This is a genomic window from Paenibacillus sp. FSL H8-0168 (assembly GCF_038592955.1).
Taxonomy (GTDB): domain Bacteria; phylum Bacillota; class Bacilli; order Paenibacillales; family Paenibacillaceae; genus Paenibacillus; species Paenibacillus polymyxa_B.
The window spans coordinates 4,962,759-4,989,472 of the sequence record NZ_CP151948.1; the positions used below are offsets into that span (position 1 = coordinate 4,962,759).

Annotated in this window: 4 protein-coding genes; all 4 read right to left on the minus strand. The window is 56.4% G+C overall.

The annotated features are described in order from the left end of the window. Positions 1-752: 752 nt before the first annotated feature. The 4 genes from MHI21_RS22090 to MHI21_RS22105 all read right to left on the minus strand — a co-directional run bounded on the left by MHI21_RS22090 (position 753) and on the right by MHI21_RS22105 (position 26,697). On the minus strand, positions 753-19,613 hold the full coding sequence (locus MHI21_RS22090; protein ID WP_342418930.1) for a non-ribosomal peptide synthase/polyketide synthase: 18,861 nt from the start codon (positions 19,611-19,613) through the stop codon (positions 753-755). Positions 19,614-19,842: 229 nt separating this feature from the next. Further along, positions 19,843-21,576 (minus strand): ABC transporter ATP-binding protein, encoded by a 1,734-nt coding sequence (locus MHI21_RS22095; RefSeq protein WP_341163038.1) that lies wholly within the window; start codon positions 21,574-21,576, stop codon positions 19,843-19,845. Continuing rightward, on the minus strand, positions 21,573-23,399 hold the full coding sequence (locus tag MHI21_RS22100) for an ABC transporter ATP-binding protein (RefSeq protein WP_341163037.1): 1,827 nt from the start codon (positions 23,397-23,399) through the stop codon (positions 21,573-21,575). Before MHI21_RS22100 ends, MHI21_RS22095 begins: the two co-directional genes overlap by 4 nt. Continuing rightward, complete coding sequence (locus MHI21_RS22105) at positions 23,389-26,697, minus strand: amino acid adenylation domain-containing protein (protein ID WP_341163036.1); 3,309 nt, start codon at positions 26,695-26,697, stop codon at positions 23,389-23,391. Before MHI21_RS22105 ends, MHI21_RS22100 begins: the two co-directional genes overlap by 11 nt. Positions 26,698-26,714 lie beyond the last annotated feature (17 nt).

Here is a 26,714-nt window from a genome sequence, read left to right on the forward strand (position 1 = left end):
TACTTTATTTTCTCAGTCTAAAACATTATTTTCTTCTGACATCAGCAACTAAAAAAACCGGTCATCCTAAACTAGGACAACCGGTTTTAAAAGATCAGAACCCACTATAATGTTAAGATACCAACTTTAATGTAACTGAACAATTAGTTGTCAGGTGATAAAAAAGTCGTGAACCAATTTTGTTGATTTTACTGCGTTTGCCAGAGCACCTGATAAACACGAAAAATAAAAAGTCTGAAACCACCACAAATTACCATAAAGAGAAAGTTGGAAACTTGTACTATTACGATAATATAATTTTCATAACCATTTCCTCAATATACTGAATGTCACATATAACGTGCTTAAATGATCAATTTTCTTTTTCAAAGAATTATCTCTAATAATTTGTCCATCTTTAGTCCATTGTCCATATATTTGAACTAACCGCCCTGTAGTTCGTGAGAGTTCAAGAAGTGCTGTGCCATTATATCTCTAGCTAGTTTATTAATTCTCTTTTTTTGTTCGAATGATAGCTTGATTTTACTTCATTCTTTAAATAATGAACTTATGGAATGGTTTGATTCTTAGTATGCCAAAGGTAAACTACGATTTCTGTTGTGTTTTGTCGATTTTCCAATAAATCGAAAAAGTTGCTCAGCGGCACTTGACGTCAGATTCCTGTGGTGGATTTTTCCCTTTCATTTGGAAAAAAACACCCGGCAGGATGCGTACCGAGAGAAATACGGCATACACCCAAGCCGGGTAAGGGATTAGAAAATAATATCAATGGCCTCTAGCACATCTTGCTCCTGTTCGGATTGCCCGTTCAGGGAAATATCCTTCAACAGCACCGAAGGCTGTTCGCAAATTTGGGTGATGATCACGAGCAGGTCCTGAGCGAAATTGTCGATCAGATTGCGCGTAAACAACTTGGTGGCATATTCAAACTGCCCGTTCATTCCCTCATCCAGCAACGAAATGACCAAGGTAAGATCAAATTGGGAAACCGTATGAGTTTCCGGATAAGATTCGATCTTGATATCCCCGAAGCTTTGAACATTATCTTCCTTGGTTTCCAGAACAAACATGACATCGAATACAGGATTGCGGCTTTGATCTCGCGGCGCCTGCAGCTTTTTCACAAGCTCCTCGAACGGATAATCCTGGTGGTCGTAGGCCCCCAGCATCGTTTCTTTGACTTCGTTCAAGTAAGCGAGGAACATCTTCTCCCCGGACGGATAATGGCGAATCGCCAAAGTGTTGACAAACATTCCGATGAGCGGCTCCAGGTCGGCATGTGTGCGGCCCGAAACCGGTATGCCTACAATGAAGTCTTCTTGTCCTGAGTACTTGCTGAGCAGGATTGAATAGGCCGCCAATAACACCATATAAAGGGTGGCACCGTTCTCATCGGCGATGCGCTGCAAGCTGTCGGTCATCTGCTTGTCGATGCTGAAAGGCAGCACATCTCCCTCAAAGCTGCGAGCGGCAGGTCTGACAAAGTCCGTAGGCAGTTCAAGCGTCGGCAGTTCGCCTTCCAGCACGTCCAGCCAGTAGACTTCCTGACGTTTCAGCCGCTCTTTTACAGGTTCGGACTGCTGCCAAGCGGCGAATTCCTTGTATTGAATCCGAAGCGGTTCCAGAGTCTCGCCGTTATACAGGCGCAGCAGCTCTTCGACGAAGATGCCCATCGACATGCCATCCGTGACGATATGATGAATGTCCAGCATGAGCAGATGCCGTTCCGCTTCCCATTCGACTAAGCCCACACGCAGCAGCGGCGGCCGCTCCAAATCAAAGACGCGCACAAAGCCGTCTGCGATGCTCTTCGTTTCACTTTCCGTCGCTTTCGTATACTCGACGGCAAACTTCAAGTCCGGATAAATCCGTTGTACCGGTTCGCCGTCGACCAACTCGAAGCCGGTTCGCAAAATTTCGTGACGAGCTATCAATCCTTTGAGCGCCGCCTCGAATTGATTCCGTTCCAAGCGCCCGACGAGAACCGTCATGCCGGACATGTTGTAGCTAAGCTCGGCGCCTTCCATCTGCTGCTGGATGTACAGCCGTTTTTGCACGGAGGAAAGCGGATAGTAATCCCTCTTATCCAGAACCGGAATGGAGAGGTGTTCCTGCCGCTCCAATTGGCTGATCGCTTCGGCCATCGCTTCGATGGTCGAGTGCTGGAACACATCGCGCAGCGGCAGATCCACGCTCAGCTCCTTGTGCACCTTGCTGACCATCGTCGTCGCCCGCAGGGAGTGCCCGCCGAGGTCGAAGAAGTTGTCCGTCACGCCAATCGTGACCGGCCCGAGCACGTCCTGCCAGATGGCGACCAGTTTCGCCTCCAGTTCGGTGCGCGGCGCCACGTATTCGCGGCCTGCGCTTGCTCCCCCTTCCGGCGCCGGCAGCGCCTTCCGGTCGATTTTCCCGTTAGGCGTCAGAGGCAGAAGCTCCAGCTCGACGAAGTACGACGGGATCATGTAACCCGGCAGCTCCCTGGAGATCGCCCGTTTCAGGTCTGCCGCCGTCAGTTCGCCATCCGTTGTGTAGTACGCGCACAGTGCTTTTTGCCCGTTCGCGTCACTTCGAACCAGCACCACCGCTTCGCGAACGCCTTCCACCCGCAGCAGCTGCGACTCGATCTCGCCCGTCTCAATCCGGTACCCCCGGATTTTCGCCTGGTTGTCGATCCGGCCGATGAAGTCCACGTTCCCGTCCTCCATCCACCGCGCCAAGTCTCCCGTGCGGTACAGCCGCTCGCCCGCGGTGAACGGACTGTCTACGAACTTCTCTTCCGTCAGCTCCGGACGGTTCAAGTACCCGCGCGCCACTCCGACTCCGCCGATGACCAGCTCGCCCAGCACCCCGACCGGCACCGGGTTCAGATGCGCGTCCACGATGTAGAATTTCGCATTCAGCCACGCTTTGCCGATCGGCACATGGCCTGTCTGCGGCAGCTTCGCCAGCTCCTCGTCGTAGAAGCTTGAGTCGATCGCCGCTTCCGTCACGCCGTATGCGTTGATGATCCGGAACAACGAGCCGAAGCGTTCCTGCAAGGTCCGGTAATCCGCCACGCTGCAGCTGTCCGAGCTCGTGATCAACAGCTCCAACCGGCTCATATCCAGTTGCTGCTCGTGCACGTACTCCAGGAACGGCACGATCAGCGCCGGCGTCGATTCAAAGATGGTGACCCGCTCCCGCTCAATCCAGTGGTGCAGACGAGACGGATCGATCCGGTCGTCCTTCGGCACAATCACCATCGTGCCTCCGTTGTACAGCGTCCGCGCGATATCTCCCACGAACACGTCAAACGAGAAGCTTGCGAGCTGCAGCAGCCGCACCGGGAACTGATCCAACCGGTATTCCCGCCGGTAGCCCGCCGCCGTGTTCACCAGGCTGCGGTGCTCGATCATCACGCCCTTCGGCTTGCCCGTCGTTCCCGACGTATAGATCACGTACGCCAGGTCCTCCGGACGGCATTCGTGCAAGTGATCATCCGCTTCCAGCGGCGCATTCGTCCGCTCCTCGCTGTACGACGCTTCGTCGTCCAGGTACAGCACCGCCGCCAGCGCCAGCTCCTCTTCGCCGAGCCAGGCTTCGGCACGCTCTCGCAGCGGCGTTTGCGTCAGCAGTACCTTCGCTCCGCTGTCTTCAAGCATGAACCGCACGCGCTCCGCCGGGTAATCCGGGTCGAGCGGCACATATGCCCCACCCGCTTTCCAGACGGCCAGCACGGCCACCAGCAAGTCCACCGAACGCTCGGCGAGAATGCCGACGATCGTCTCCCGGCCGATGCCGCTTGCGCGCAGCGTCGCCGCCAAGCGGTTCGCCCGCTCGTTCAGCTCCGCATACGTCAGCCGGTCGTTCTCGTACACGACGGCCGCCTCTTCCGGCGTGCGCTCCGCCTGTTCCTCAAACAGCTGGTGGAACGCGGCCGCAGGAGCCGCTTCAGGCTGCGCCGGGTTAAACGCGCCGAGAATTTGCTCTTTTTCCGCCGGTGTCAAAATACCCAACTCGGCAATAGTCGCCGACGGGTTGCGGAGAATAGATTCAAGCAGCTGCAAGTAGTGAGCGGCCAATTTCTCCACCGTTTCGGTTTTATAAAGAGCAGTGGCGTATTCAAACAGATATTCCAAGCCTTCCTCGATCTCCGTTACGTCCAAGCTGAGATCGAATTTAGAAACAATTTCTTCGCTGGCATACGTCGACAAATGGAGTCCGGGAAGCTGGATTTCCAAATTCTCTGTATTCTGCAAAGCAAACATCGTATCGAACAGCGGATTGCGGCTTAAATCGCGAGCCACGTTCACCTTATCCACCAGTTCCTCAAACGGATAATTCTGATGTTCAAAAGCGCCCAGCGTCGTCTCCTTGATTTCCTTCAAGTAGTCAAGGAACGTCTTACCGGCAGCCGGATAACTGCGGATGGCCAGGGTATTGACGAACATCCCGATCAGCGGCTGAACGTCGCTGTGATTTCTTCCCGCAATCGGCGTACCGACCACCACGTCTTCTTGCCCTGTATATTTATGCAATAATATTGTATAACCAGCAAGCAGAACCATGTAAAGCGTTGCGCCGTTCTCGGCTGCAAGCCGTTTCAGACCCTCGCTTTTCTCGCTATGCATAAACAATTGCAGCGTGCGGCCCTCGTAGCTCTGCATAGCCGGGCGCGGATAGTCCGTCGGCAATTCCAAAACCGGCAGCTCTCCGCGGAACATGTCGAGCCAGTAGGCTCCCTGCTTGGCAAGCTGAGCTTTCTGCTCGTCCGATTGCTGCCATACCGCATAATCTTTGTACTGGATGCGGAGCGGCTCCAACTGCTCCCCGCTGTACAAGCGGACGAACTCTTCGATCAGTACGTCAATCGAAACGCCGTCAGATACGATATGATGCGTATCGAACATTAAAATGTGCCGGTCCGGCGCCAGTTCGGCAAGGCCTACCCGCAGAAGTGGCGGCTTCGCTAGATCAAACGGACGAACGAATTGGCGCACCGTTTCTTCCGCCTGCTCCCCGCTGATCTGCACATATTCCACCTGGAAGGCGGCTTCTTCGTAAATCCGCTGAACTGCTTCGCCTTTTACCATCTCAAAACCGGTACGCAGCGTTTCATGACGAGCTACGAGCCCGCGGAACGCTTCTTCAAACCGCTGCCGGTCGAGCTCCCCTTCTAGCAGCATAGCTCCCGGTATGTTGTAGCTCAGCTCGGCTCCTTCCAGCTGGTTCAAGATATAGAGACGTTTCTGAGCAGAAGAGAGCGGATAATACTCGCTAGGTTCCGCAGCCGGAATAGCCGTGAACGAGCCGATCTCCAGCCGCTCCATAGCCGCGGCCATTTCCTCAACCGTCGAGTAGCGGAATACGTCGCGAAGCGGGAATTCAACGCCTAGCTCCTTATGCATTTTGCTGACAAGCGTCGTCGCCCGCAGGGAGTGTCCTCCGAGGTCGAAGAAGTTGTCCGTTACGCCTACCGCCTTCTCCCGAACAAGCACATCCTGCCAAATGGCGGCCAGCTTCGCCTCAAGTTCGGTGCGCGGCGCCACGTATTCACGGCCTCCGCCTGCTCCACCTTCCGGCGCCGGCAGCGCCTTCCGGTCGATTTTCCCGTTCGGCGTCAGAGGCAGGTGCTCCAGCTCGACGAAGTACGACGGGATCATGTACCCCGGCAGCTCACTGGCAATCGCCCGTTTCAGGTCTGCCGCCGTCAAGCCTTCTTCTGCTGTATAATAAGCGCACAAAGCTTTCTGACCTTCTTGATCTTCCCTGACGACGACGACCGCTTCCTTCACGCCACCTACACTCAGCAGCTGCGACTCGATCTCGCCCGTCTCAATCCGGTACCCCCGGATTTTCGCCTGGTTGTCGATCCGGCCGATGAAGTCCACGTTGCCGTCTTCCATCCACCGCGCCAAGTCTCCCGTGCGGTACAGCCGCTCGCCCGCGGCGAACGGGCTGTCTACGAACTTCTCTTCCGTCAGCTCCGGACGGTTCAAGTACCCGCGCGCCACTCCGACTCCGCCGATAACCAGCTCGCCCAGCACCCCGACCGGCACCGGGTTCAGATGTGCGTCCACGATGTAGAATTTCGCATTCAGCCACGCTTTGCCGATCGGCACATTGCCTGTCTGCGGCAGCTTCGTCAGCGGCTCGTCATAGAAGCTTGAGTCGATCGCCGCTTCCGTCACGCCGTATGCGTTGATGATCCGGAACAACGAGCCGAAGCGTTCCTGCAAGGTCCGGTAATCCGCCACGCTGCAGCTATCCGAGCTCGTGATCAACAGCTCCAACCGGCTCATATCCAGTTGCTGCTCGTGCACGTACTCCAGGAACGGCACGATCAGCGCCGGCGTCGATTCAAAGATGGTGACCCGCTCCCGCTCAATCCAGTGGTGCAGACGAGACGGATCGATCCGGTCGTCCTTCGGCACAATCACCATCGTGCCTCCGTTGTACAGCGTCCGCGCGATATCTCCCACGAACACGTCGAACGAGAAGCTTGCGAGCTGCAGCAGCCGCACCGGGAACTGATCCAACCGGTACTCCCGCCGGTAGCCCGCCGCCGTGTTCACCAGGCTGCGGTGCTCGATCATCACGCCCTTCGGCTTGCCCGTCGTTCCCGACGTATAGATCACGTACGCCAGATCCTCCGGACGGGCTTCATGGAAGCTGTCGGTGCCAACCTTCTGATGGCTCTCATCGCCGTCGTCCACAGCATCCGTCAGCTTGCCGGAGACAATGCCGGAGACAACCGACGCATTCGCCCTCTCCTCGCTGTACGACGCTTCGTCGTCCAGGTACAGCACCGCCGCCAGCGCCAGCTCCTCTTCGCCGAGCCAGGCTTCGGCACGCTCTCGCAGCGCCGTTTGCGTCAGCAGTACCTTCGCTCCGCTGTCTTCGAGCATGAACCGCACGCGCTCCGCCGGGTAATCCGGGTCGAGTGGCACATACGCCCCGCCCGCTTTCCAGACGGCCAGCACGGCCACCAGCAAGTCCACCGAACGCTCGGCGAGAATGCCGACGATCGTCTCCCGGCCGATGCCGCTTGCACGCAGCGTAGCCGCCAAGCGGTTCGCCCGCTCGTTCAGCTCCGCATACGTCAGCCGCTCGTTCTCGTACACGACGGCCGCCGCTTCCGGCGTGCGCTCAGCCTGTTCCTCGAACAGCCGGTGGAACGCGGCCGCAGGAGCCGCTTCCGGCTGCGCCGGGTTAAACACGCCAAGAATTTGCTCTTTTTCCGCCGACGTCAAAAGCCCCAACTGATTCACGCGGATGTTCGGGTTAGCCGCAACCTTCTCCAGTGCCCGGGCAAAATGACCGTGGATCAGCCTGATGTCTTCCTCTCTGAACGTCAGCGCATTGTACGTAAACCGCAGCAAAATATGCTCTTCCGGAATGACGGTAATGTCCAGGTCGTAGTTCGTTTGCTCCGGCGACTGGATATTACCGATTTTCAGCGCTTCTTTATCTCCGCCGACGACCTGCTCAATCTGTTCTTCCATCGGATAATTTTCAAAGACCATGATATGGTTGATCAAGTCGCGCTTTTGCTCGCTCAGCGACTGAATTTCGAACAGCGGGAACGTTTCGTAAGCTCCCGATGCCAGCGCTTGATCCTGGGTTTTTCTCAAGATATCGGCTACCGTCTCCTCGGCTTTGCCTTGAATACGGACCGGGATCGTATTAATAAACAGGCCGATCATGCTTTCGATGCCCGGAATTTCCGCCGGACGCCCGGATACGACGGAGCCGAATACGACATCCTCGCTGTTGTTGTATACCTGCAGAACCAGTCCCCATACGGTCTGCATGAACGTATTGAGCGTCACCTGCTGCTGGCGCGCCACCCGCTCGATTTGCCCGGTCAGTTCCTTGCTGAGTTCCACATCGATTTCAGCCGCTTCAAAAGCGCCCTGCTTCAGCTGCGTTTTCTCCTGGGGCAGCTTGGTCTGCTGATCGTAACCCGCCAAATACTCGGACCAGTAACGCGAAGCTTTCACGGCATCTTGAGCTTCCAGCCATTCGATATACCGGGAGTACGAGGTAACCGGAGGAAGCTCCAGCGTCCGCTTCTCCTGGAACGCGAAATAGGTGTCGAACACTTCCTTGATCATGAAGGACATGCACCAGCCGTCCATCAAAATGTGATGGTGACTCCAGATCACATGGTAGGACTCGTCGCCCGTGCGCAAAACTGTCACGCGCATAAGAGAGCCTCGGGCCAAATCGAACTTGTTCGCTTTATCCGCGCTGACGAAATCGGCTATCGTCTTCTCTGAGTCTTCATCGCTTACCGAGCGAATATCTTCGAAGTACACTTCACACTTCCGCTCGCGGAATACCACTTGAATCGGCTCGTCTCTCCAGCCGGTAATAAAGTTGGTCCGCAGCGCCTCATTCCGCTGCACCAGCGTATCCAATCCTTGGGTGAAGGCTTCGACATTCAGGCTTCCGTACAGATCGAAGGTCACCTGTTCGAAGTAAGCTTCCGAATCGGTATCCAGCAGGCTGTGGAACAACATCCCTTTTTGCAGCGGAGTCAGGGTGTATACATTCTCCAGTTCGCCGAGCGCCGCCGTATGTTCGGCCAGCCGCTCCAGTTCCTCCAACGTCACATCTTGAAGCAGTACGTCGCTAGGCGTAAGCTCCGGCCGCTCTTTCGATACGCAATGGCTGATGACTTCACGCAAGCTCGAATGAAGCAGGGTGCCCAGGCGCTCTACCGTTTCCCGTTTATACTGGGTTTCCCCATAACGGATCGTGAGTTCCTGCACTCCTTCCGACACCATACCGTTGATATCAAGGACATAATCCATCACTGCATTCGGGCTTGAATCGGAGCCCGGGCTGAACGGAGACGGCCTCGAGCCGCTGCTTTCGTAATCCTGGTCGAACTGCCCCAAATAGTTAAAGCTTATCTCCGGCTCCAAAGCGAAGCGCTCGCCGTCACGCGGCGCCGACAAATAACGCAGGATGCCGTAGCCGATTCCTTTGTTCGGAATGCGGCGCAAGCTTTCTTTAACCTGTTTCACCTGATGACCGAGCGCCTGGGCGTGACCCGACTCCAGAACGACAGGGAATTGGCTTGTAAACCAGCCTACCGTGCGCGTAATGTCCACATCCGGCAAAATATCTTCCCGACCGTGGCCTTCGAGATTCACCAGCACGCGTTCCCGGCCGCTCCAAGCTTGTACCGCGAGGCCAAGCGCGGCAAGCAGCAAATCGTTCATTTCCGTATGGTAAGCACGGTGTGCCTGCTTCAGCAGCTGTTCGGTTTCCTCCGCCGTCCAGCGAACGGTCACGAGCCCGCTGTCCTTCAGCTTGGATCTGCCTTGTTCAAAATCTTTCGGAAGCGGCTCATAGGTCAATTGCTCGATATGCTGCCAATATTCTCTCTCGCTTTCCATCGCCGGACCGTTCGCATAATCAGCGAGCTGTTTCGCCCACGTTTGGAATGAATCCGTTTTGAGCGGCAGACGTATCGGCTGCCCTTGCAGCGTCTGCTCATAGCCGGCAGCAAAATCCTCAAGCAGAATCCGCCAGGATACGCCGTCTACGACCAAGTGATGGATCGCGATGAGCAGGTGGTCGCCGTCGTCGCAGCGGAACAAGCCGAGCTTCACCAGCGGACCGTTTTCCAGATCGATGCTCGCTTGAATGTCATTCGCCTTAGCCTCTACCGCTTCTTTCACGTCGCCGACTCCCTTGAAATCGACAACTTCCAGATCGAACAGCGCTTCGTTCTCCCCGGCGCCGCGGTTCCAGGCGGTATAGCCGTTCTCGGTTTGGCGGTAAACCGTACGGAGAGCATCGTGATGCACGACAAGCTGACGCACCGCTTGGCGTAAAGCTTCTTCGTCAAAGCCTTGCTTGGAGAACTGCATGAACGCCTGGTTGCTGTGATGCACGTCGGCCGGATTTTGTTCAAAGAACCAGCGCTGAATCGGGGTCAAGATGACGACCTCTCCCGTCACTTCGGCCTGGCTTGCCGTTCTCTCCGCCGTTTGCAGCTGCAAACTAAGGGCGGAAATCGTCGGGTAATGGAACAAATCTTTCATGACCAGCTTGTACCCCGTTTGCAAAAGACGGGACGATACCTGCAAGGCCTTGATCGAATCGCCGCCGAGCGCAAAGAAATTGTCCATCGTGCCGACCTGATCCACGCCCAGCACCGACTGCCAGACCGACGCAAGTGCTTGCTCGGCAGGAGTACGAGGCGCCGTGTATGCAGCCTCGGCACGAATGCTTCCTTCCGGTACAGGCAGCGCTTTACGGTCGATCTTCCCGTTCGGCGTAAGCGGCATTTGATCCAGGCACATGATGCGCGAAGGCACCATATGGGAAGGCAGCGCGGCGTCCAGATGGGCCACAAGCCCTTCCAGATCGAAGCTGGAATCCGCTACGACATACCCGCACAAATATTTCTGCCCCCGCTCGTCCGTCCGGTCGATGACAAGCGCTTGACGCACGCCGGCAAAATTTTTCATGGCCGCTTCAATCTCACCAAGCTCGATCCGATAGCCGCGAATTTTCACCTGGTTGTCGATCCGGCCGATGAAGTCCACGTTGCCGTCCGGCATCCAGCGCGCCAGGTCGCCCGTCCGGTACAGCCGCTCCCCAGCGGCGAACGGGCTGTCTACGAATTTCTCCGCCGTCAAATCCGGGCGGTTCAAGTAACCGCGGGCCACACCCGCTCCGCCGATAACCAGCTCGCCCAACACCCCGATCGGCACTGGCTTCAGATTCGCATCCACGATGTAGAACTTGGCGTTCAGCCACGCTTTCCCGATCGGCACGCTGCCCGTCTTCGGCAGCTTCTCCAGCGGCTCGTCATAGAAGCTGGAGTCAATCGCCGCTTCCGTTACGCCGTAGCTGTTAATAATACGGAACTGCGAGCCGAAGCGCTCCTGCAAGGTGCGGTAATCCGCTACGCTGCACGCATCCGAGCTTGTGATCAGCAGCTGCATCAAGCTGAGCTCCAGACCCTCGGCATGCACATGCTCCATGAACGGCACGATCAGCGCCGGAGTCGATTCGAATACCGTCACGGCGTAGTCGCGAATCCAGCCGTAGAGGCGGGTTGGATCAATCCGGTCGTCCTTCGGCACGATGACCATGGTGCCGCCGTTGTACAGCGTCCGCGCAATGTCGCCGACGAACACGTCGAACGAGAAGCTTGCGAGCTGCAGCAGCCGGATCGGGAACTGATCCAGGCGGTATTCCCGCCGGTAGCCCGCCGCCGTGTTCACCAGGCTGCGGTGCTCGATCATCACGCCCTTCGGCTTGCCCGTCGTACCGGAGGTGTAGATGACGTAAGCCAAATCGCGCGGCTTGTTCACATTCGCCGGATTCGATGCGAGATCCGCCGCTAGTACGGTCTTCTCGGCTTCTGCCGTGGCGGACGTTTCGGCAGCAGCCGTTTCCGCTTGCGCCAAAGCCTCCGCCTCTGCGCCTGCTTCGCCCACAGCCGCTTCCGCCGCTCCGAGGCTGTACGTCGCGGCGTCGTCAAGCGCAAGCACCGTTTGCAGCACTAGAGCTCCGTCGCTGCGCCAAGCTTCCGCCTGCTCCAGCAGGCGGGTCTGTGTGAGCAGCACCGACGCCCCGCTGTCCGCGAGCATATACTCGATCCGCTCCGCCGGATAGTCCGGGTCGAGCGGCACATAAGCGCCGCCCGCTTTCCATACGGCGAGCACCCCGATCAACAGCTCCGCCGAACGGCCGGCCAGAATGCCGACCACCTGCTCCGGCTTCACCCCGCGCGCCCGCAGTGCATACGCCAGACGATTCGCTTTGGCGTTCAGCTCCGCATACGTCAGCTTGCTGTCTTCGTAGACAACCGCCAGCGCTCCCGGAGTGCGCTCCGCCTGCTCCTCGAACAGCTCGTGGAACGTTCTCTCTCCCCACGACTCATCCGCTTCCAAACCTGTACCCTCTGCGGCGTGTTGCTTCGCAAGAGCCGAAGACGACACGTCAAACCCGATCAGCAAATCATGCTTTTCGCTGTCCGTCAAGATATCCAAATCCGAAATCCGCGCACCCGGCTGAGCCAGGATCGACGCCAATAGCTGCTCGTAATGACCCGCCAGCCGTACCATCGTTTCCTGTCTAAACAACGAGGTAGCGTACTCGATTTTGCAAACCAGCTCGTTATCGGCTTCCACGATATCAAGGCTAAGATCAAACTTTGCCGTCTTTTCCTCGATGTCGAACAGCGACCATTGCAAGCCTTCCAGGGTTAAATCCAAGCTTTCGTGTTTTTGCAAAGAAAACATGGTGTCAAACAGAGGATTCCGGCTTAAATCCCGGCTCACCTGAAGAGCTTCCACCAGCTCCTCGAACGGATAGTCCTGGTGCTCGTAGGCTCCAAGCGTCGTTTCCTTCACTTCCTGCAAGTAATCCAGGAACGTCCGCTCCGCCGCCGGACCCAAGCGAAGGGCCAGCGTATTGACGAACATGCCGATAATCGGCTGCAGGTCGGCGTGAGAACGGGCGGCAATCGGAGTGCCGACCACTATATCTTCCTGTCCCGCGTATTTATGAAGCAATACAGAGTACGCAGCCAGCAGAAGCATGTACAGCGTCGCCCCCGAATCGCCGGCAAGCCGTTTGAGAGCTTCGCTTTTCTCCGCATCCAGCGTAAACGTGAGCGTTTGACCGTCAAACTGCTGGACGGCCGGGCGGGAGAAGTCGAGAGGCAGCTCAAGAACCGGAAGCTCGGAGCTGAATACCCCGCGCCAGTATTCCTCCTGCCGTTTGATGCGCTGGCGCTGCTCCTCGGATTGCTGCCAAACGGCGTAATCCTTATATTGAATCCGCAGCTCCGGCAATTCTTCCCCATTGTAAAGCCGCACGAATTCGCGCAGCAGCACGTCCATGGAAAGGCCGTCGGAACCAATATGATGAATATCCAGCGCGAGCAGGAATTTCTCTTTCTCCAGTTCGATCAGCAGGGCGCGCAGCAAAGGCGGCTGGGTCAAGTCAAAAGGCTGAATGAAGCCTTCAAGAATGGCCGCAACCTGATCTTCGCTTGCTTGAAGCTTCTCGACCTTGAAAGCTACGAGCGGATGAATACGCTGAACCGGCTCCCCATTCACGATTTCAAAACCGGTGCGCAGCATATCATGCCGGGCCACCAAAGTTGTCAGCGCCTTTTCCACTTTGGCCTCGTTCAAAGCCCCTTCCAACTGCAAGGCACTCGGGAGGTTGTAATTCAGCTCCGAGCCATCCAGCTGGTGTAGGACGTACAGCCTTTTTTGCGCGGAGGAAACCGGATAGTACGCTTTCTCTTCCGCTTTCGGAATCGAGCTGTGCCGCGTTTCTTCCAAGCTGGCAATAGCCCCGGCCATCGACTCTATCGTCGTATAGCGGAACACATCGCGCAGCGGAAGTTCGACGTTCATTTCCTTCTGAATCTTGCTGACAAGGTTCGTCGCCCGCAAGGAGTGGCCTCCGAGCTCGAAGAAATTGTCCAGGACTCCAATGCCGGAGTAGCCCAGCACTTCCTCCCAGATCTTCACAAGCTGGGACTCCGTCCGGTTACGCGGCGCTACGTATTCGACGCCCGTTTGCAAGCCGCCTTGCGGCTCCGGCAGCGCTTTGCGGTCCACTTTTCCGTTGGACGTCAGCGGCATGCGCTCCAGCTGCACGAAGTACGACGGGATCATGTACCCCGGCATTTCCTGGGCCAGCGAGGTTCTCATTTCGCTGACCGTCAGCGTCCGGTCCGCCACAAAGTAGGCGACAAGCGCCTTCTCGCCCCCGCCGTCCTGACGGGCTAGCACCACCGCTTCTTCCACGCCCTCGACGTTCAGCAGCTGCGTCTCGATTTCGTCCAGCTCGATCCGGTAGCCGCGGATTTTCACCTGATGATCGATCCGGCCCAGGTATTCGATGTTGCCGTCCGGCAGCCAAGCCGCCAAGTCGCCCGAGCGGTACAGTTTCTCCCCCTCCGCAAACGGGGAATCGACGAACTTCTCCGCCGTCAGATCCGGACGGTTCAGGTATCCTCTCGCAAGGCCTTCCCCGGCCACGTACATTTCGCCCGCTACGCCGATCGGCACAGGGCGGCGGTTTTCATCAAGGACGTATACGCTCAGCGTCGGGATCGGCTTGCCGATATTGCTCTTCGCCGCCTCAATCTCGACCCACGTAATTTCCTTATACGTAACGTGAACCGTCGTCTCGGTAATGCCGTACATATTAATCAGCTTCGTCTCCGGGTACTTCGTCTTGAAGCCCTTGAGCAGCAGCGGACTGAGCGCTTCGCCCCCGAAGATGACGTTGCGAATCCGCAGATCGTACGGATGGTCCGCCAAGACCTCACGCAGCAGCTGGTAGAAGTACGTTGGCGTCTGGTTCAAAATCGTGACCTGTTCGCGGCCCAGCAGCGCCAGGAAATCGGCCGGATTTTTCGCCGTGAGTGGCGGTACGATGACCAGCTTGCCTCCATACAGCAGCGCTCCGTACATTTCCCAGACGGAGAAATCGAAGCAGAACGAGTGGAACAGCGTCCACGTGTCGGATGGCCCGAAGTCAAACAGGTTCTTGTCGTTGAACAGGAGGCGCACGACGTTCTTATGCTCGATCAGCGTTCCTTTCGGTCTGCCGGTCGTTCCCGACGTGTAGATGACATAAGCCAGGTTGCCCGGCCCGGAAATCGGCTCCAGGTTCGAAGCGTCCAGCGCATCGGCGGAGTCCGCCCCTCTGTCGCCCCAAACGAAATCGTCCAATTCAAGGCGTGTTCCTGCAAAGTCGGTCTTCTCGTGCAGATGCTTTTGAATCAGCAATAACGGCGCGCCCGAATCCTCGATCATGAAGCGGATGCGCTCCTCCGGGTAGTCGGGATCGACAGGCACGTATGCTCCGCCCGCTTTGAGAATCGCCAGAATGCCGACAACCATATCGAGCGAGCGTTCGGCCAGAATCGCTACCAGCTGGTCCGCTTCTACTCCCGTCTCCCGCAGCTTCCGCGCAAGGCGGTTGGATCGCTCGTTCAGCTCGCGGTAGGTCAGCTGCCGATCGTTCATGACGGCGGCCACGTTGTCCGGGTAAAGCTCCGCCTGCTCTTCGAACAAGCCGTGAATCGTCTGCTGCCGCGGGTAGTCCGCCTCCGAATCGTTGAAACCGCGCACCAGCTCGCGGATTTCCTCCTCCGTGAGCATTTCCAGCGAGGCAATATCCTCGTCCGGCGCTGCTGCGATGGTTTCGAGCAGTTTGTCATAATGTCTGGCGAACCGCTCCGCGGTCTCTTGTTTATACAGAGCCGTAGCGTACTCCAACCGGCATTCGAGCTGACCGTCCAGCTCCGAAATATCCAGGAGCAGCTCGAACTTGGATGTTTGGTTTTCTAGTGGATAAAACGATTGCTCCAGCCCCTCGATGACAATTTGCTCGTTCTCCGTATTTTGTAGGGAGAAGAACGTGTCAAAGAGCGGATTCCGGCCGGTCGCGCGCGGAATGTGAAGACTTTCTACCAAGTCTTCGAACAAATAATTTTGGTGTTCGAAAGCCCCGAGCGTGATGTCCTTGATTTCTTCCAGGTACGTAAGGTACGGCTTGGAACGCTCCGGACGGCTGCGAATGGCCAGCGTGTTGATAAACATCCCTACGATCGGCTGCACTTCTTCCTGCGTTCTTCCGGCAATCGGCGTTCCTACGATCAGATCTTCCTGACCCGAATATTTATGCATAAGGATGGTGTAAGCCGACAGCAGCACCATGTACAGGGTCGTCCCTGTCCGTGCCGCCAGCTCTTTCAGCTTCTCCGTCCGACCTTTCTCGATATAAAACTTCACGGTTCGGCCGTCAAAGCTTTGCACCGCAGGCCGCGGGAAGTCCGTCGGCAGCTCCAAGACCGGCAGCTCGCCCGACAGCTGTTCCAGCCAATACTCCTTCTGCGGCTGGAGCATCTGCCCGTAAGCTTCGGAATGCTGCCAAACGGCATAATCTTTGTATTGAATGCGCAGCGGGGCCAGCTCCTCGCCCCGATACAGGCGGCTGAACTCGTCGAAGAGCAGCGCTGTCGAAATGCCGTCCGAGACGATATGGTGCATATCGAACAGTAGAATGTGGCGATCCTCGGCGACTTCGATCAGGCCGATGCGGAGAAGTGGCGGCTTGGTCAGATCAAACGGGTGATAGTAAGCTTCCACCACTTGCTCCACTTCCCGCTCGCTCGCTTGGAAATAATCTACAGCAAACTCCACCTCGTCATAGATGCGCTGGACAAGCTCGCCTTGAACCTGCTCGATCCCGGTACGCAGCGTCTCATGGCGCTGAATCAGCGCCCGGAACGCGTGCTCGACGCGCGTGCGGTCCAGCTTGCCTTCGAGAAGAAGCGCCGCCGACATATTGTAGCTGCGCTCGGCCCCGTCAAGCTGGCGCAGGACGTACAGACGCTTTTGCTCGGATGAAACCGGATAGTACTCGGCCTCAGCCGCCTTTGTAATCTCATACGTCTCCTGCTGCCTTAAACCGCCGATTCTTTGGGCTAGCTGTTCGATCGTGGTGTAGCGGAAAACTTCCCGCAGCGAAACCTCGACTTGCAACTCTTTCCTAATCTTGGAAACCAGCGTGGAGGCCCGCAAGGAATGACCACCCAAGTCAAAGAAATCGTCTTGGACTCCAACTCGCGCAATACCCAGCACCTGCTGCCAAATGAGAGCAAGTCTTGTTTCCAGCGTTGTGCGAGGAGCCACATACTCACGGCCTACTTCTACCTCTCCGGTCGGTTCAGGCAGCGCTTTACGGTCAATTTTGCCGTTCGGCGTGAGCGGAAGCTTATCAAGAGACACCAGCCGGGCCGGGACCATATGGGCCGGCAGCTCTTGCTTCAATTGGGACAGCAGATCGCTCAGCTGCAAGGAAGCATCCGCCGCGACGTAGCCGCACAAATACTTTTGCCTCTGCTCATCCGTACGGTCGGTCACCACAGCCTGCTTGACGCCCGGGAAACGCAGCAGGGCCGTTTCAATTTCGCCGAGTTCGATCCGGAACCCGCGAATTTTCACCTGATAGTCGATCCGGCCGATGAAGTCGACGTTGCCGTCTTCCAGCCAGCGGGCCAAATCGCCTGTCCGGTACAGACGTTCGCCCGGCACAAACGGGCTGTCCGCAAACTTCTCAGCGGTTAAGTCCGGACGGTTCCAGTACCCGCGCGCCACCCCGGCGCCGCCGATGACAAGCTCGCCCGGAACCCCTACAGGAACCGGCTTTAACGCGGCATCGACAATGTAAAACCGGGCGTTCAGCCAAGCTTTGCCGATCGGCACATGCCCCGACGGCGGCAGCTTATCCAGCGGCTCACCGTAAAAGCTGCTGTCAATGGCCGCTTCGGTAACGCCATAGCTGTTGATGATGCGGAATTGTCCGCCGAATCTTTCCTGCAGCAATCGGTAATCGGTGACACTGCAAGCATCCGAGCTGGTAATCAGCAACTGCATGGAGCTAACGTCCAGCCCTTCTTCATAAATATGCTGCATGAACGGCAGGATGAGCGCAGGCGTCGATTCGAATACCGTAATGTTTTGGTCCCGAATCCAGCCGTATAAGAGGTTCGGATCAATCCGGTCATCCTTCGGCACAATCACCATCGTGCCTCCGTTATACAGCGTTCGCGCGATGTCTCCGACGAACACGTCAAACGAGAAGCTGGCCAGCTGGAGCAGCCGCACCGGAAACTGATCCAACCGGTACTCGCGACGGTACGCATCTGCCGTATTCACGAGACTACCGTGCTCGATCATGACGCCTTTCGGGCGTCCCGTCGTACCCGAGGTGTAAATCACATAAGCCAAGTCTTGCGGGGCGCTGTCGGCAGATTCAAATTCCACGGTTAAGGCATCCCCGTTATAAATCTGTTCATCGTCCATGGCATAGACAGCTTGAAGCTTCAGCCGGTCATCGGCCAACCAACCTCTGGCCCGCTCCAACAGATGACGCTGCGTAAGCAGCACCGATGCATCGCTATCGCTGAGCATGTACTCAATCCGCTCCGTCGGATAATCGGGGTCCAGCGGTACATAGGCTCCGCCGGCTTTCCAAACGGCGAGCACCCCGACCAGCAGTTCCACTGAACGCTCCGCCCAGATCCCCGTAATCGTCTCCCTTCCCACGCCCTGTTCGCGAAGGAGAGAAGCCAGCCGCTCGGCGCGTTCGTTCAATTCGCCGTAGGTCAGCTGTTTGTCCATGTAGACGACTGCCGGATGATCCGGAATTTCCCGGGCAAACTTTTCAACATACCGATGAAACGCTTCTCCCTCGCTCAGCCCTGCCACCGGCGGGTTAAAAACGTTGAGAATGCGGTGTCTCTCCTCATCGCTCAGCAGAGAAATCTCGCGTACCGGCAGTTCGGGAGTCTGAAGAAACTGGTCCAGAACGGTTACATACTGTTCCATAATCCGATCAATCTCGGCCGTCTCGAACAGGCCGGTACGATAGGAAGCATGGAGAATTACATGGCCTTCATTCAGCATATGGTCGAAGCGCAGCAGCAAATCGTCCATCTCGTGCCTAGCGAAGTGAGCCTCCAGGCGTACCTTGATTTCTTCGTACTCCACGATTTTCAAAGGCAGATATTCCAGAGACGTGCGGAACAGCCCCGAAAGATCGTTGCGGCCGTGTTGTTCGCGTAAATCCTGGATCAATTGGTTATAAGGGTATTTCTGATACCGCAGATCCGCCGTATTTTCCTTGGAAACCGTTTGGATCAAGGAAAGCACGTGCCCGTCTGGATTCAGACGAATCCGCGTAGCCACGGTGCTGACGAACATGCCGATCGTTTCTTTTTCCTTCTTGCTGGTGCGATTGGCGAAAACCGTGCCGACCGGAACATCGGTGCTGTCGGTCAGCTTGTACAATAAGGTGTACATGGCGGACAGAAATAACGTATATAAGCTGACCTGATATTGTTCGCTGAAGGCCAGAATGCGTTCATACCGGGAACCGTCCAAAGTGATGGCCAGTTTATTGGATTCGCTGCCGATCGAGAATGGCGGATACGATTTAATGCCGGTCGTTTCAGGCAAAGTGTTGTACTTCGTCAGCCAGTATTCCTTGCCTTTTTGATAACGCTGCGATTGCTCATATTCACGCTCCGCGGAAATATAATCCAGATAGGTAGGGGCCTGGTAACTGCTGGAGATGCCTTTGCGCAGTTCCAGGTATTTTTCCATCACCGCATGCAGCAAAGCATTGACGGACAAGCCGTCGGCGATAATATGATTTACCGTCAAATTGAGCCATACTTGGCCGTTCGCAAAATGGATAATCGTAAATTGGTAGAGGTGTTCGTCGAACACGCTGGCCGGTTTTTCGCTTACTTCTTTCACCCAAGCATAGAATTGTTCGGTTGTGCCTATTTCGAGGCGGCTTATCCTAGCTTGGACATTCTCCGGCTCTTCGAACCACTGCGTTGGATTTTGCAAATCCCCGCTAATGCGGATTCGGAAAACGTCATAGGTTTTGACGATCTCTGCCGCCGCTTGCTCCAGAAGCTGTGTGTTGATCTCGCCCGTAATCTGGTAGGTCGCGGAAAGCATCGTGATGGACGTTCCCGGATTCATAATTTCCATGAACCATATTCGGCGCTGGGCTTGCGTTAATCCATATTGCTCGTTGGTATTCTCTTTCACATCGACACACTCCCGGTTTAGAGATTCTTTATAGATAGGCTTTGTACCTAGATGTCACTTAGTCACTCTTAGAAGAACCGCGCGGCCATTCCCGGAACGGCTCCTTCGGACTCTGTCCCCTTTTTCGTGTCTGCGTTTTCTGGTAACTACCGGTTATAAAGTCATACCTTGGATTACTAAAAGACTCTGTCGCATTCGCAAGCAGGAAGCCGCCCGCCGTAAAGCGGGTCTAGCCGTACAGCCGGGCGTAATAACCCCCGAGCGCCAGCAGGTCCTGATGGCGGCCCCGCTCGACGACCGTCCCTTGGTTCATGACGGTAATCAAATCCGCATGTTCCACGGTGCTGAGACGGTGGGCGATCAGAATGGTGGTGCGCCCCTTCATCAACACGTTCAGGGCCTGCTGTACCCAATGCTGGGATTCGTTATCCAGCGCGGAAGTCGCTTCGTCCAGCAGCAGAATCGGGGCGTTTTTGAGAATCGCCCGGGCGATCGCAATTCGCTGCCTTTGTCCGCCCGACAACGACGCTCCTCTCTCTCCCGCCGGCGTTTTATACTGTTCAGGAAGTTCCTGAATGAAATGGTGAGCGTATGCCGCTTTGGCCGCTTCGATCACTTCTTCATCCGTTGCATCCGGGTTGCCGTAGCGGATGTTTTCCTCAATCGTGCCGGTAAACAAGAACGGCTCCTGCGGAACGTATGCAATCTGCCTGCGGATTTCGTCCAGCGTGTAATGGCCGAACGGTTTGCCTTGGAGCAGGATTTCTCCGCTGTCCACAGGATAAAAGCCGAGCAGCAGCTTGATCAGCGTACTTTTGCCGCTGCCGCTGGCCCCCACGATAGCGGCGACCTGGCCGGGAAACACCTGCATGGAGATGTCGACAAGCACCTTTTTATCCGCCTGATAGGAAAATTCCACATCGCGAAACTCCACCGCAGCCTCCGACACGAGCTCGCTGTGAGGAGATCCCAAACGCTCCGGTTCCTCTTCCTCTCTTAGTACCTCTTGAATCCGGTGAGCGCCCGCGATCGAATTTTGGGTCATCGACAGAACCATCCCCAAGTTCAACAAGGCGTGCGTCAGATTCACTTGCAGAACTGCCAGGGCAGCGACGCTTCCCATTCCCATCAGTCCGTAGGCATAAAGAAGACTGCCGATGACGATGATGCCGCAGAACGTGACGTAGCTGATAAAATGATTCACCGCAGCCTGCATGCCGTTCTTCTGCGCGGTTTGCCGAAGCGTCTGCGTCATTTGTTCGTTCAACGCCTCGTACTGGCCGTAAATCGTGCGGATGCGGAACAGCTTCACAATTTGAATGCCGCCCATAAAATCTTTGAATTTTTCGGTCATTTTACCGAGCGTTTGCAAGCCTTGTTCGGACAAGGCGCGAATATCCCGCGCAAATTTCAGGCTGACCACGGAGGACAGCAGCAGAATGACGAAGGATACGCCGGCAAACCGCCAATCGATCAACACCATGGAGACAATGGAGCCGATGCAAAAGACAACTTGAAGCAGCAAAACGAAGTAAACCTGCGAGAATGTAAACTCAACGGTCGTTACGTCGTTGTTCACCCGCGACAGCAAATCCCCATGGTGCGTCTGCTCCAGGAATCTCGGCCGCACCCGGCACAGCTTGTCATAAAGACGTTCGCGGATATTCAGCACAGTCAACTCGACACTGCGCTGGTATAAGTAAATGAACCAGGGAGAAATCACATTTTCCAGGAACAAGGCCGCGCCCAAAATAATAAAGGCTTCCACCATCAGGGACGTATCTCGTGACACGGCGAAATCAACCAAGTTATGTACGACCAAGCTGAAGGCGATCAGGAACAATGTCTGGGTGAGCGCCGTCACGGCCAGGCCAATGGCGTACTGGGTTTTGCGCTTGCGGTTCATAAACATCAGCAAGTAGCCGAGTTCTTTCACTTGCGAGAGCCATCCGCCCTTTTTCATGTGTACGCCACCTCCCTGCGTTCGGCAGACTCGGTAAATTCCTGATAGTACGACTGGGCGTACAGTCCCTTCATCTTCAGCAATTGTTCATGAGTGCCCTTTTCAACAATACTCCCCTGTTCCATGACCCAAATTTCGTCGGCGTTTTGTACTGTAGAAAGCCGGTGGGCAATAACCATCGTCGTTCTCTGCTTCATCAATACGCCCAGCGCTTCCTGAACCGCGCTTTCCGACTCCGGATCAAGAGCCGACGTTGGCTCGTCCAGCAGCAGAACGGGAGCATCCTTAAGAAAAGCCCGGGCCATTGCAATGCGCTGGCGCTGCCCGCCGGACAAAAGGCCTCCGCGCTCTCCGACATACGTCTGGTAGCCGTCGGGAAGCTGCATAATGAAGGAATGCGCCTGAGCGGCTTTGGCGGCTTCGATAATCTCGTCCATCGACGCTACTTCCCGCCCGTAGCCGATATTTTCAGCGATCGTGCCGCTAAACAAATATGAATCCTGGGTTACCACGGAAAAATGCGACCGAAGCTGCTCCGGATCGGCGCCGTGGATCAGGCTGCCGAACACGCGGATCTCGCCCTGGTCCTCCGGAAGCGGATAAAAGCCGCATACAAGCTTAAACACCGTGCTCTTCCCTCCACCGCTCGCTCCGACAAGCGCGATCGTCCTCCCTTCCGGCACCGAGAAGCTAACATTCCGCAGGATCGGAGAGCTCTCCTCATACCCGAAGGTTACGTTCTGAAACTCGATGGGGGCGGCGCTCGCTTTCGAAAGCGAACGGCCATTTTCCGTTTCGGTCGGCTGCTCGACGATTTCGGAGACCCTTCTCAGGGCACCGGCCATTTCGAACGTCCGCGTGATGAGCTCGGGAATATGCTCCAGCGGCTCCAGACACAGATTCAGCAAGTACAGGAAGGCGATCAGCTCTCCCGCGCCTAGCTGCCCTTTGTAGATCAAATAGCTTCCGTAACTGACGGCGAAAATGATCGGGCTGATCATCAGCGTGGAAAGCAGCGGGTTGACCCAGGCTTCCCGCTTTTTCACGGCCAGCTTTTTTTGGGCCGTCAATTGCAGCAGCACTTGGTAGGAGCGAGATAACATGCCGGATAGCAGGTAGCTTTTTACAATAGGCATACCCCCAAGCGTATCCTGGAGGTTGACGTTCATTCGACCCATGTTCGCCTGGGCTTCCTCCGTCAACCGCTCCAACTGCTTGCCGATCCATTGGGAAACCAGCAGCGCTACGGGAAATAACAGCAGGCTGTACAGCATCAGCTCCCATTGGAGGTAGATCAAATAAGCGAAACAGCCGATGAACACCAGCGGATGATAAAACCACTGGGCGAGGTCCCGAATCATAAACTGCTGGATCAGCTGCAGGTCGTTGTTGATCCGCGACAATACGTCGCCGGAGTGCTGCTTTTCCAAGTAGGAGACCGGGAGTTTGCCGATATGACGCATGACATGGTTGCGGATATCCTGCACCGCAGAGGCGCTGCTCCGCTCCACGCCGAAGCTCATGAAAAACTTCGCCGGCACACCGATCAAGATAACCACAAAGACCGTGTACACGATTCGCAGAACGATTGGCCCCGCCCCCTTCTCGGCCTGGGTGGTCAGCTGCTCGATCAAACTTCCCATCCATATCTCAATAACGGCGGCGGCAATCGCGGACAAGATACCGACGATCATCCAGCCTTTGTGACGGCTTACATAGGACATCAGCCAGCGGAACGCTTTCCAGGCGGCGTAAGCGGTTTGGCGCTTGGAGGGCGCCGCTGTGCCTTGTTCTAGAACAGACGGCTGGCGGTCAGCTTCCATGCAGTACCCCAGCCTCCGCTTCGATCTGCCGCTTGACTTGCTCTAAGATGTCCCGGATGACGACGGCCGTTTCTTCCACGCGAGCGAGTTCCAGCAATTCCTCGTGCGCGCCCTCCAGCCGGTAATCGGCGTAAGCTTGCGTCGTTGCCCCCCGCCAGGAAGGCGATTGGTGCTCCAGGCGGAACGCTTCGCTGTCCTTCGCAATCAGTTCGTAAATCCGGGCCGGGATCGTGCCGGAATTAATAAGCTGCGCTTCGTACGCCAAGGTCGCTTTGACCTTCCGATGAACCCGCTCCCGCACGAGCAGGTTGCTCATTAATTCCTTCTCTTCTTCGTCGAAATCGGCAAGCGTTTCTTCAAGCTCTTTCTCCGACGTTTCGGAAGGCGTCAGCGTGTCCTTAATCCACGAGTCCACCATGAGCACGTCCGTTACGGAATACCCTCTTTTCTCCATCGTTTTGGCTACCTCGAACGTCAGGTTGCCTCCGAAGCAGTAGCCGAGCAGCACGTAAGGTCCTTCCGGCTGGATGCGGACGATCTCGTCCACATAACGGTTCAGCATGACCTCGTAATCGACGGCATCGTCGATAAAATCAATGCCGTAGAGCACGAATCGGCCGTCGAGCCTGCTTGCGAGCTCTCGGTAACCGATGCCGAAGCCGCTGCCCGGAGGGAAGCAGAACACGTTCAGATCTCCTGCTTTATTCAGCTTAATGAAGGAGTCTCCCCCTTTATCCAGGCCCAGATCCCCCTCTCCGAAAGCCATGGCTTCAACTGTTAAATTGTGGAATTGGCGGTTCAGCGGTATCTCGATGCCCGTTTCATCGTAAACGGCTTGAACGAGCCTCATCAGACTTAACGAATTGCCACCCAACTCAAAAAAGTTATCCTTTACGCCGACCTGCGGAACGCCAAGCGTATCCTGCCAGACGCGGGCGATCTTCATTTCGCGCAGCGTTCTCGGCGCGACATATTCCGCTCCTCCGGCCGCGGCTTCCTCCGGCGCGGGCAGCGCTTTGCGGTCGATTTTCCCGTTCGGGGTCAGCGGCATCCGCGAAAGCTGCACGAGGTGCGAAGGAATCATATACCCCGGGAGCTGCTTGGCGAGCTCCTCCTTGAGTTCATGCGCCGCCAGCCTCGTTTCCGCGACGTAATAAGCGACAAGCTGCTTATGGCCGTTCGCGTCGTCGCGGTCGAGCACCTTGGCTTCTTGCACGGCGGCGATCTTCAGCAGCTGCGTCTCGATTTCGTCCAGCTCGATCCGGTACCCACGGATTTTCACCTGATGATCGATCCGGCCCAGGTATTCGATGTTGCCGTCCGGCAGCCATGCCGCCAAGTCGCCCGAGCGGTACAGTTTCTCCCCCTCCGCAAACGGGGAATCGACGAACTTCTCCGCCGTCAGATCCGGGCGGTTCAGGTATCCTCTCGCAAGGCCTTCCCCGGCCACATACATTTCGCCCGCTACGCCGATCGGCACAGGGCGGCGGTTTTCATCAAGGACGTACACGCTCAGCGTCGGGATCGGCTTGCCGATATTGCTCTTCGCCGCCTCCATTTCGACCCACGTTATTTCCTTATACGTAACGTGAACCGTCGTCTCGGTAATGCCGTACATATTGATCAGCTTCGTCTCCGGGTACTTCGTCTTGAAGCCCTTGAGCAGCAGCGGACTCAGCGCTTCGCCCCCGAAGATGACGTTGCGAATCCGCAGATCGTACGGATGGTCCGCCAAGACCTTACGCAGCAGCTGGTAGAAGTACGTTGGCGTCTGGTTCAAAATCGTGACCTGTTCGCGGCCCAGCAGCGCCAGGAAATCGGCCGGATTTTTCGCCGTGAGTGGCGGTACGATGACCAGCTTGCCTCCGTACAGCAGCGCTCCGTACATTTCCCAGACGGAGAAATCGAAGCAGAACGAGTGGAACAGCGTCCACGTGTCGGACGACCCGAAGTCGAACAGGTTCTTGTCGTTGAACAGGAGCCGCACAACGTTCTTATGCTCGATCAGCGTTCCTTTCGGTCTGCCGGTCGTTCCCGACGTGTAGATGACATAAGCCAGGTTGCCCGGCCCGGAAATCGGCTCCAGGTTCGAAGCGTCCAGCGCATCGGCGGAGTCCGCCCCTCTGTCGCCCCAAACGAAATCGTCCAATTCGAGGCGCGTTCCTGCAAAGTCGGTCTTCTCGTGCAGATGCTTTTGAATCAGCAATAACGGCGCGCCCGAATCCTCGATCATGAAGCGGATGCGCTCCTCCGGGTAGTCGGGATCGACAGGCACGTATGCTCCGCCCGCTTTGAGAATCGCCAGAATGCCGACAACCATATCGAGCGAGCGTTCGGCCAGAATCGCTACCAGCTGGTCCGCTTCTACTCCCGTCTCCCGCAGCTTCCGCGCAAGGCGGTTGGATCGCTCGTTCAGCTCGCGGTAGGTCAGCTGCCGCTCGTTCATGACGGCGGCCACGTTGTCCGGGTAAAGCTCCGCCTGTTCTTCGAACAAGCCGTAAATCGTTTTCCCCCGCTCGAACCCGGCTTCGGTGTCATTAAATCGCTTCAGCAGCGTCTCCCTCTCGTCTGGGGACAACACATCGGCTTGTCCGAGCTCCAGATCCGGCTGAAATAAAAGCACGGACAGCAGCCGAACAAGATGGTCGGCCGCCTGTTCCACAAATGCCCGCTCGTACCGCTGCCCGTCAAAGCTTATTTCCAGCTCGATAGAGTGGTTTTGGCGGTCGAAGCGAAAAACCGTATCGGCCGCCACCCGGTTACCCAGCGGTTCCGGATGAATCGGGGCGAAGGATGCGACGGTGTTGACGACCGGGAGGCCGTCCCCCGTATAGTCCAGATGGAGCGGCTCCACCATTTTCCGAAAAGGCAGGTGCTGATGCTCCAGCGCCTCGCCGATGGAGGCTTTGATGCCCCCAAGCAGCGTTTTCAGCGTAGTCTGGCGGCTTACGGACGTCTTGATCACCAAGATGTCATGCGGCGGCGGAGTCCCGTCGGGGTCTGCGCTATAAGAAGGCATGCCGACCAGCACTTGGTCCCGCCCGGTATATTTGAACAGCAGGCTTTTTACTCCTGCCAAAACAATCATGTACAAAGCCAAATCCGAACCGTTGGCGAGGCAAATGATTCTCTCCGAGAGTTCGCTCGGCAGAGTACGGTGAAGCAAGCCCGGCTCGGCCGCAGCTTCCCCGTCGGCGGATAATTTGGAGGATTGACTGTAGGGAAGGAAGCTCAGGCTGTCATCGGCGTCAAACTTGCCGCTCCAGTACCGTTCTTCCTTTTCAAACAAAGATTTCATTTGTACCTCCCCTAAAA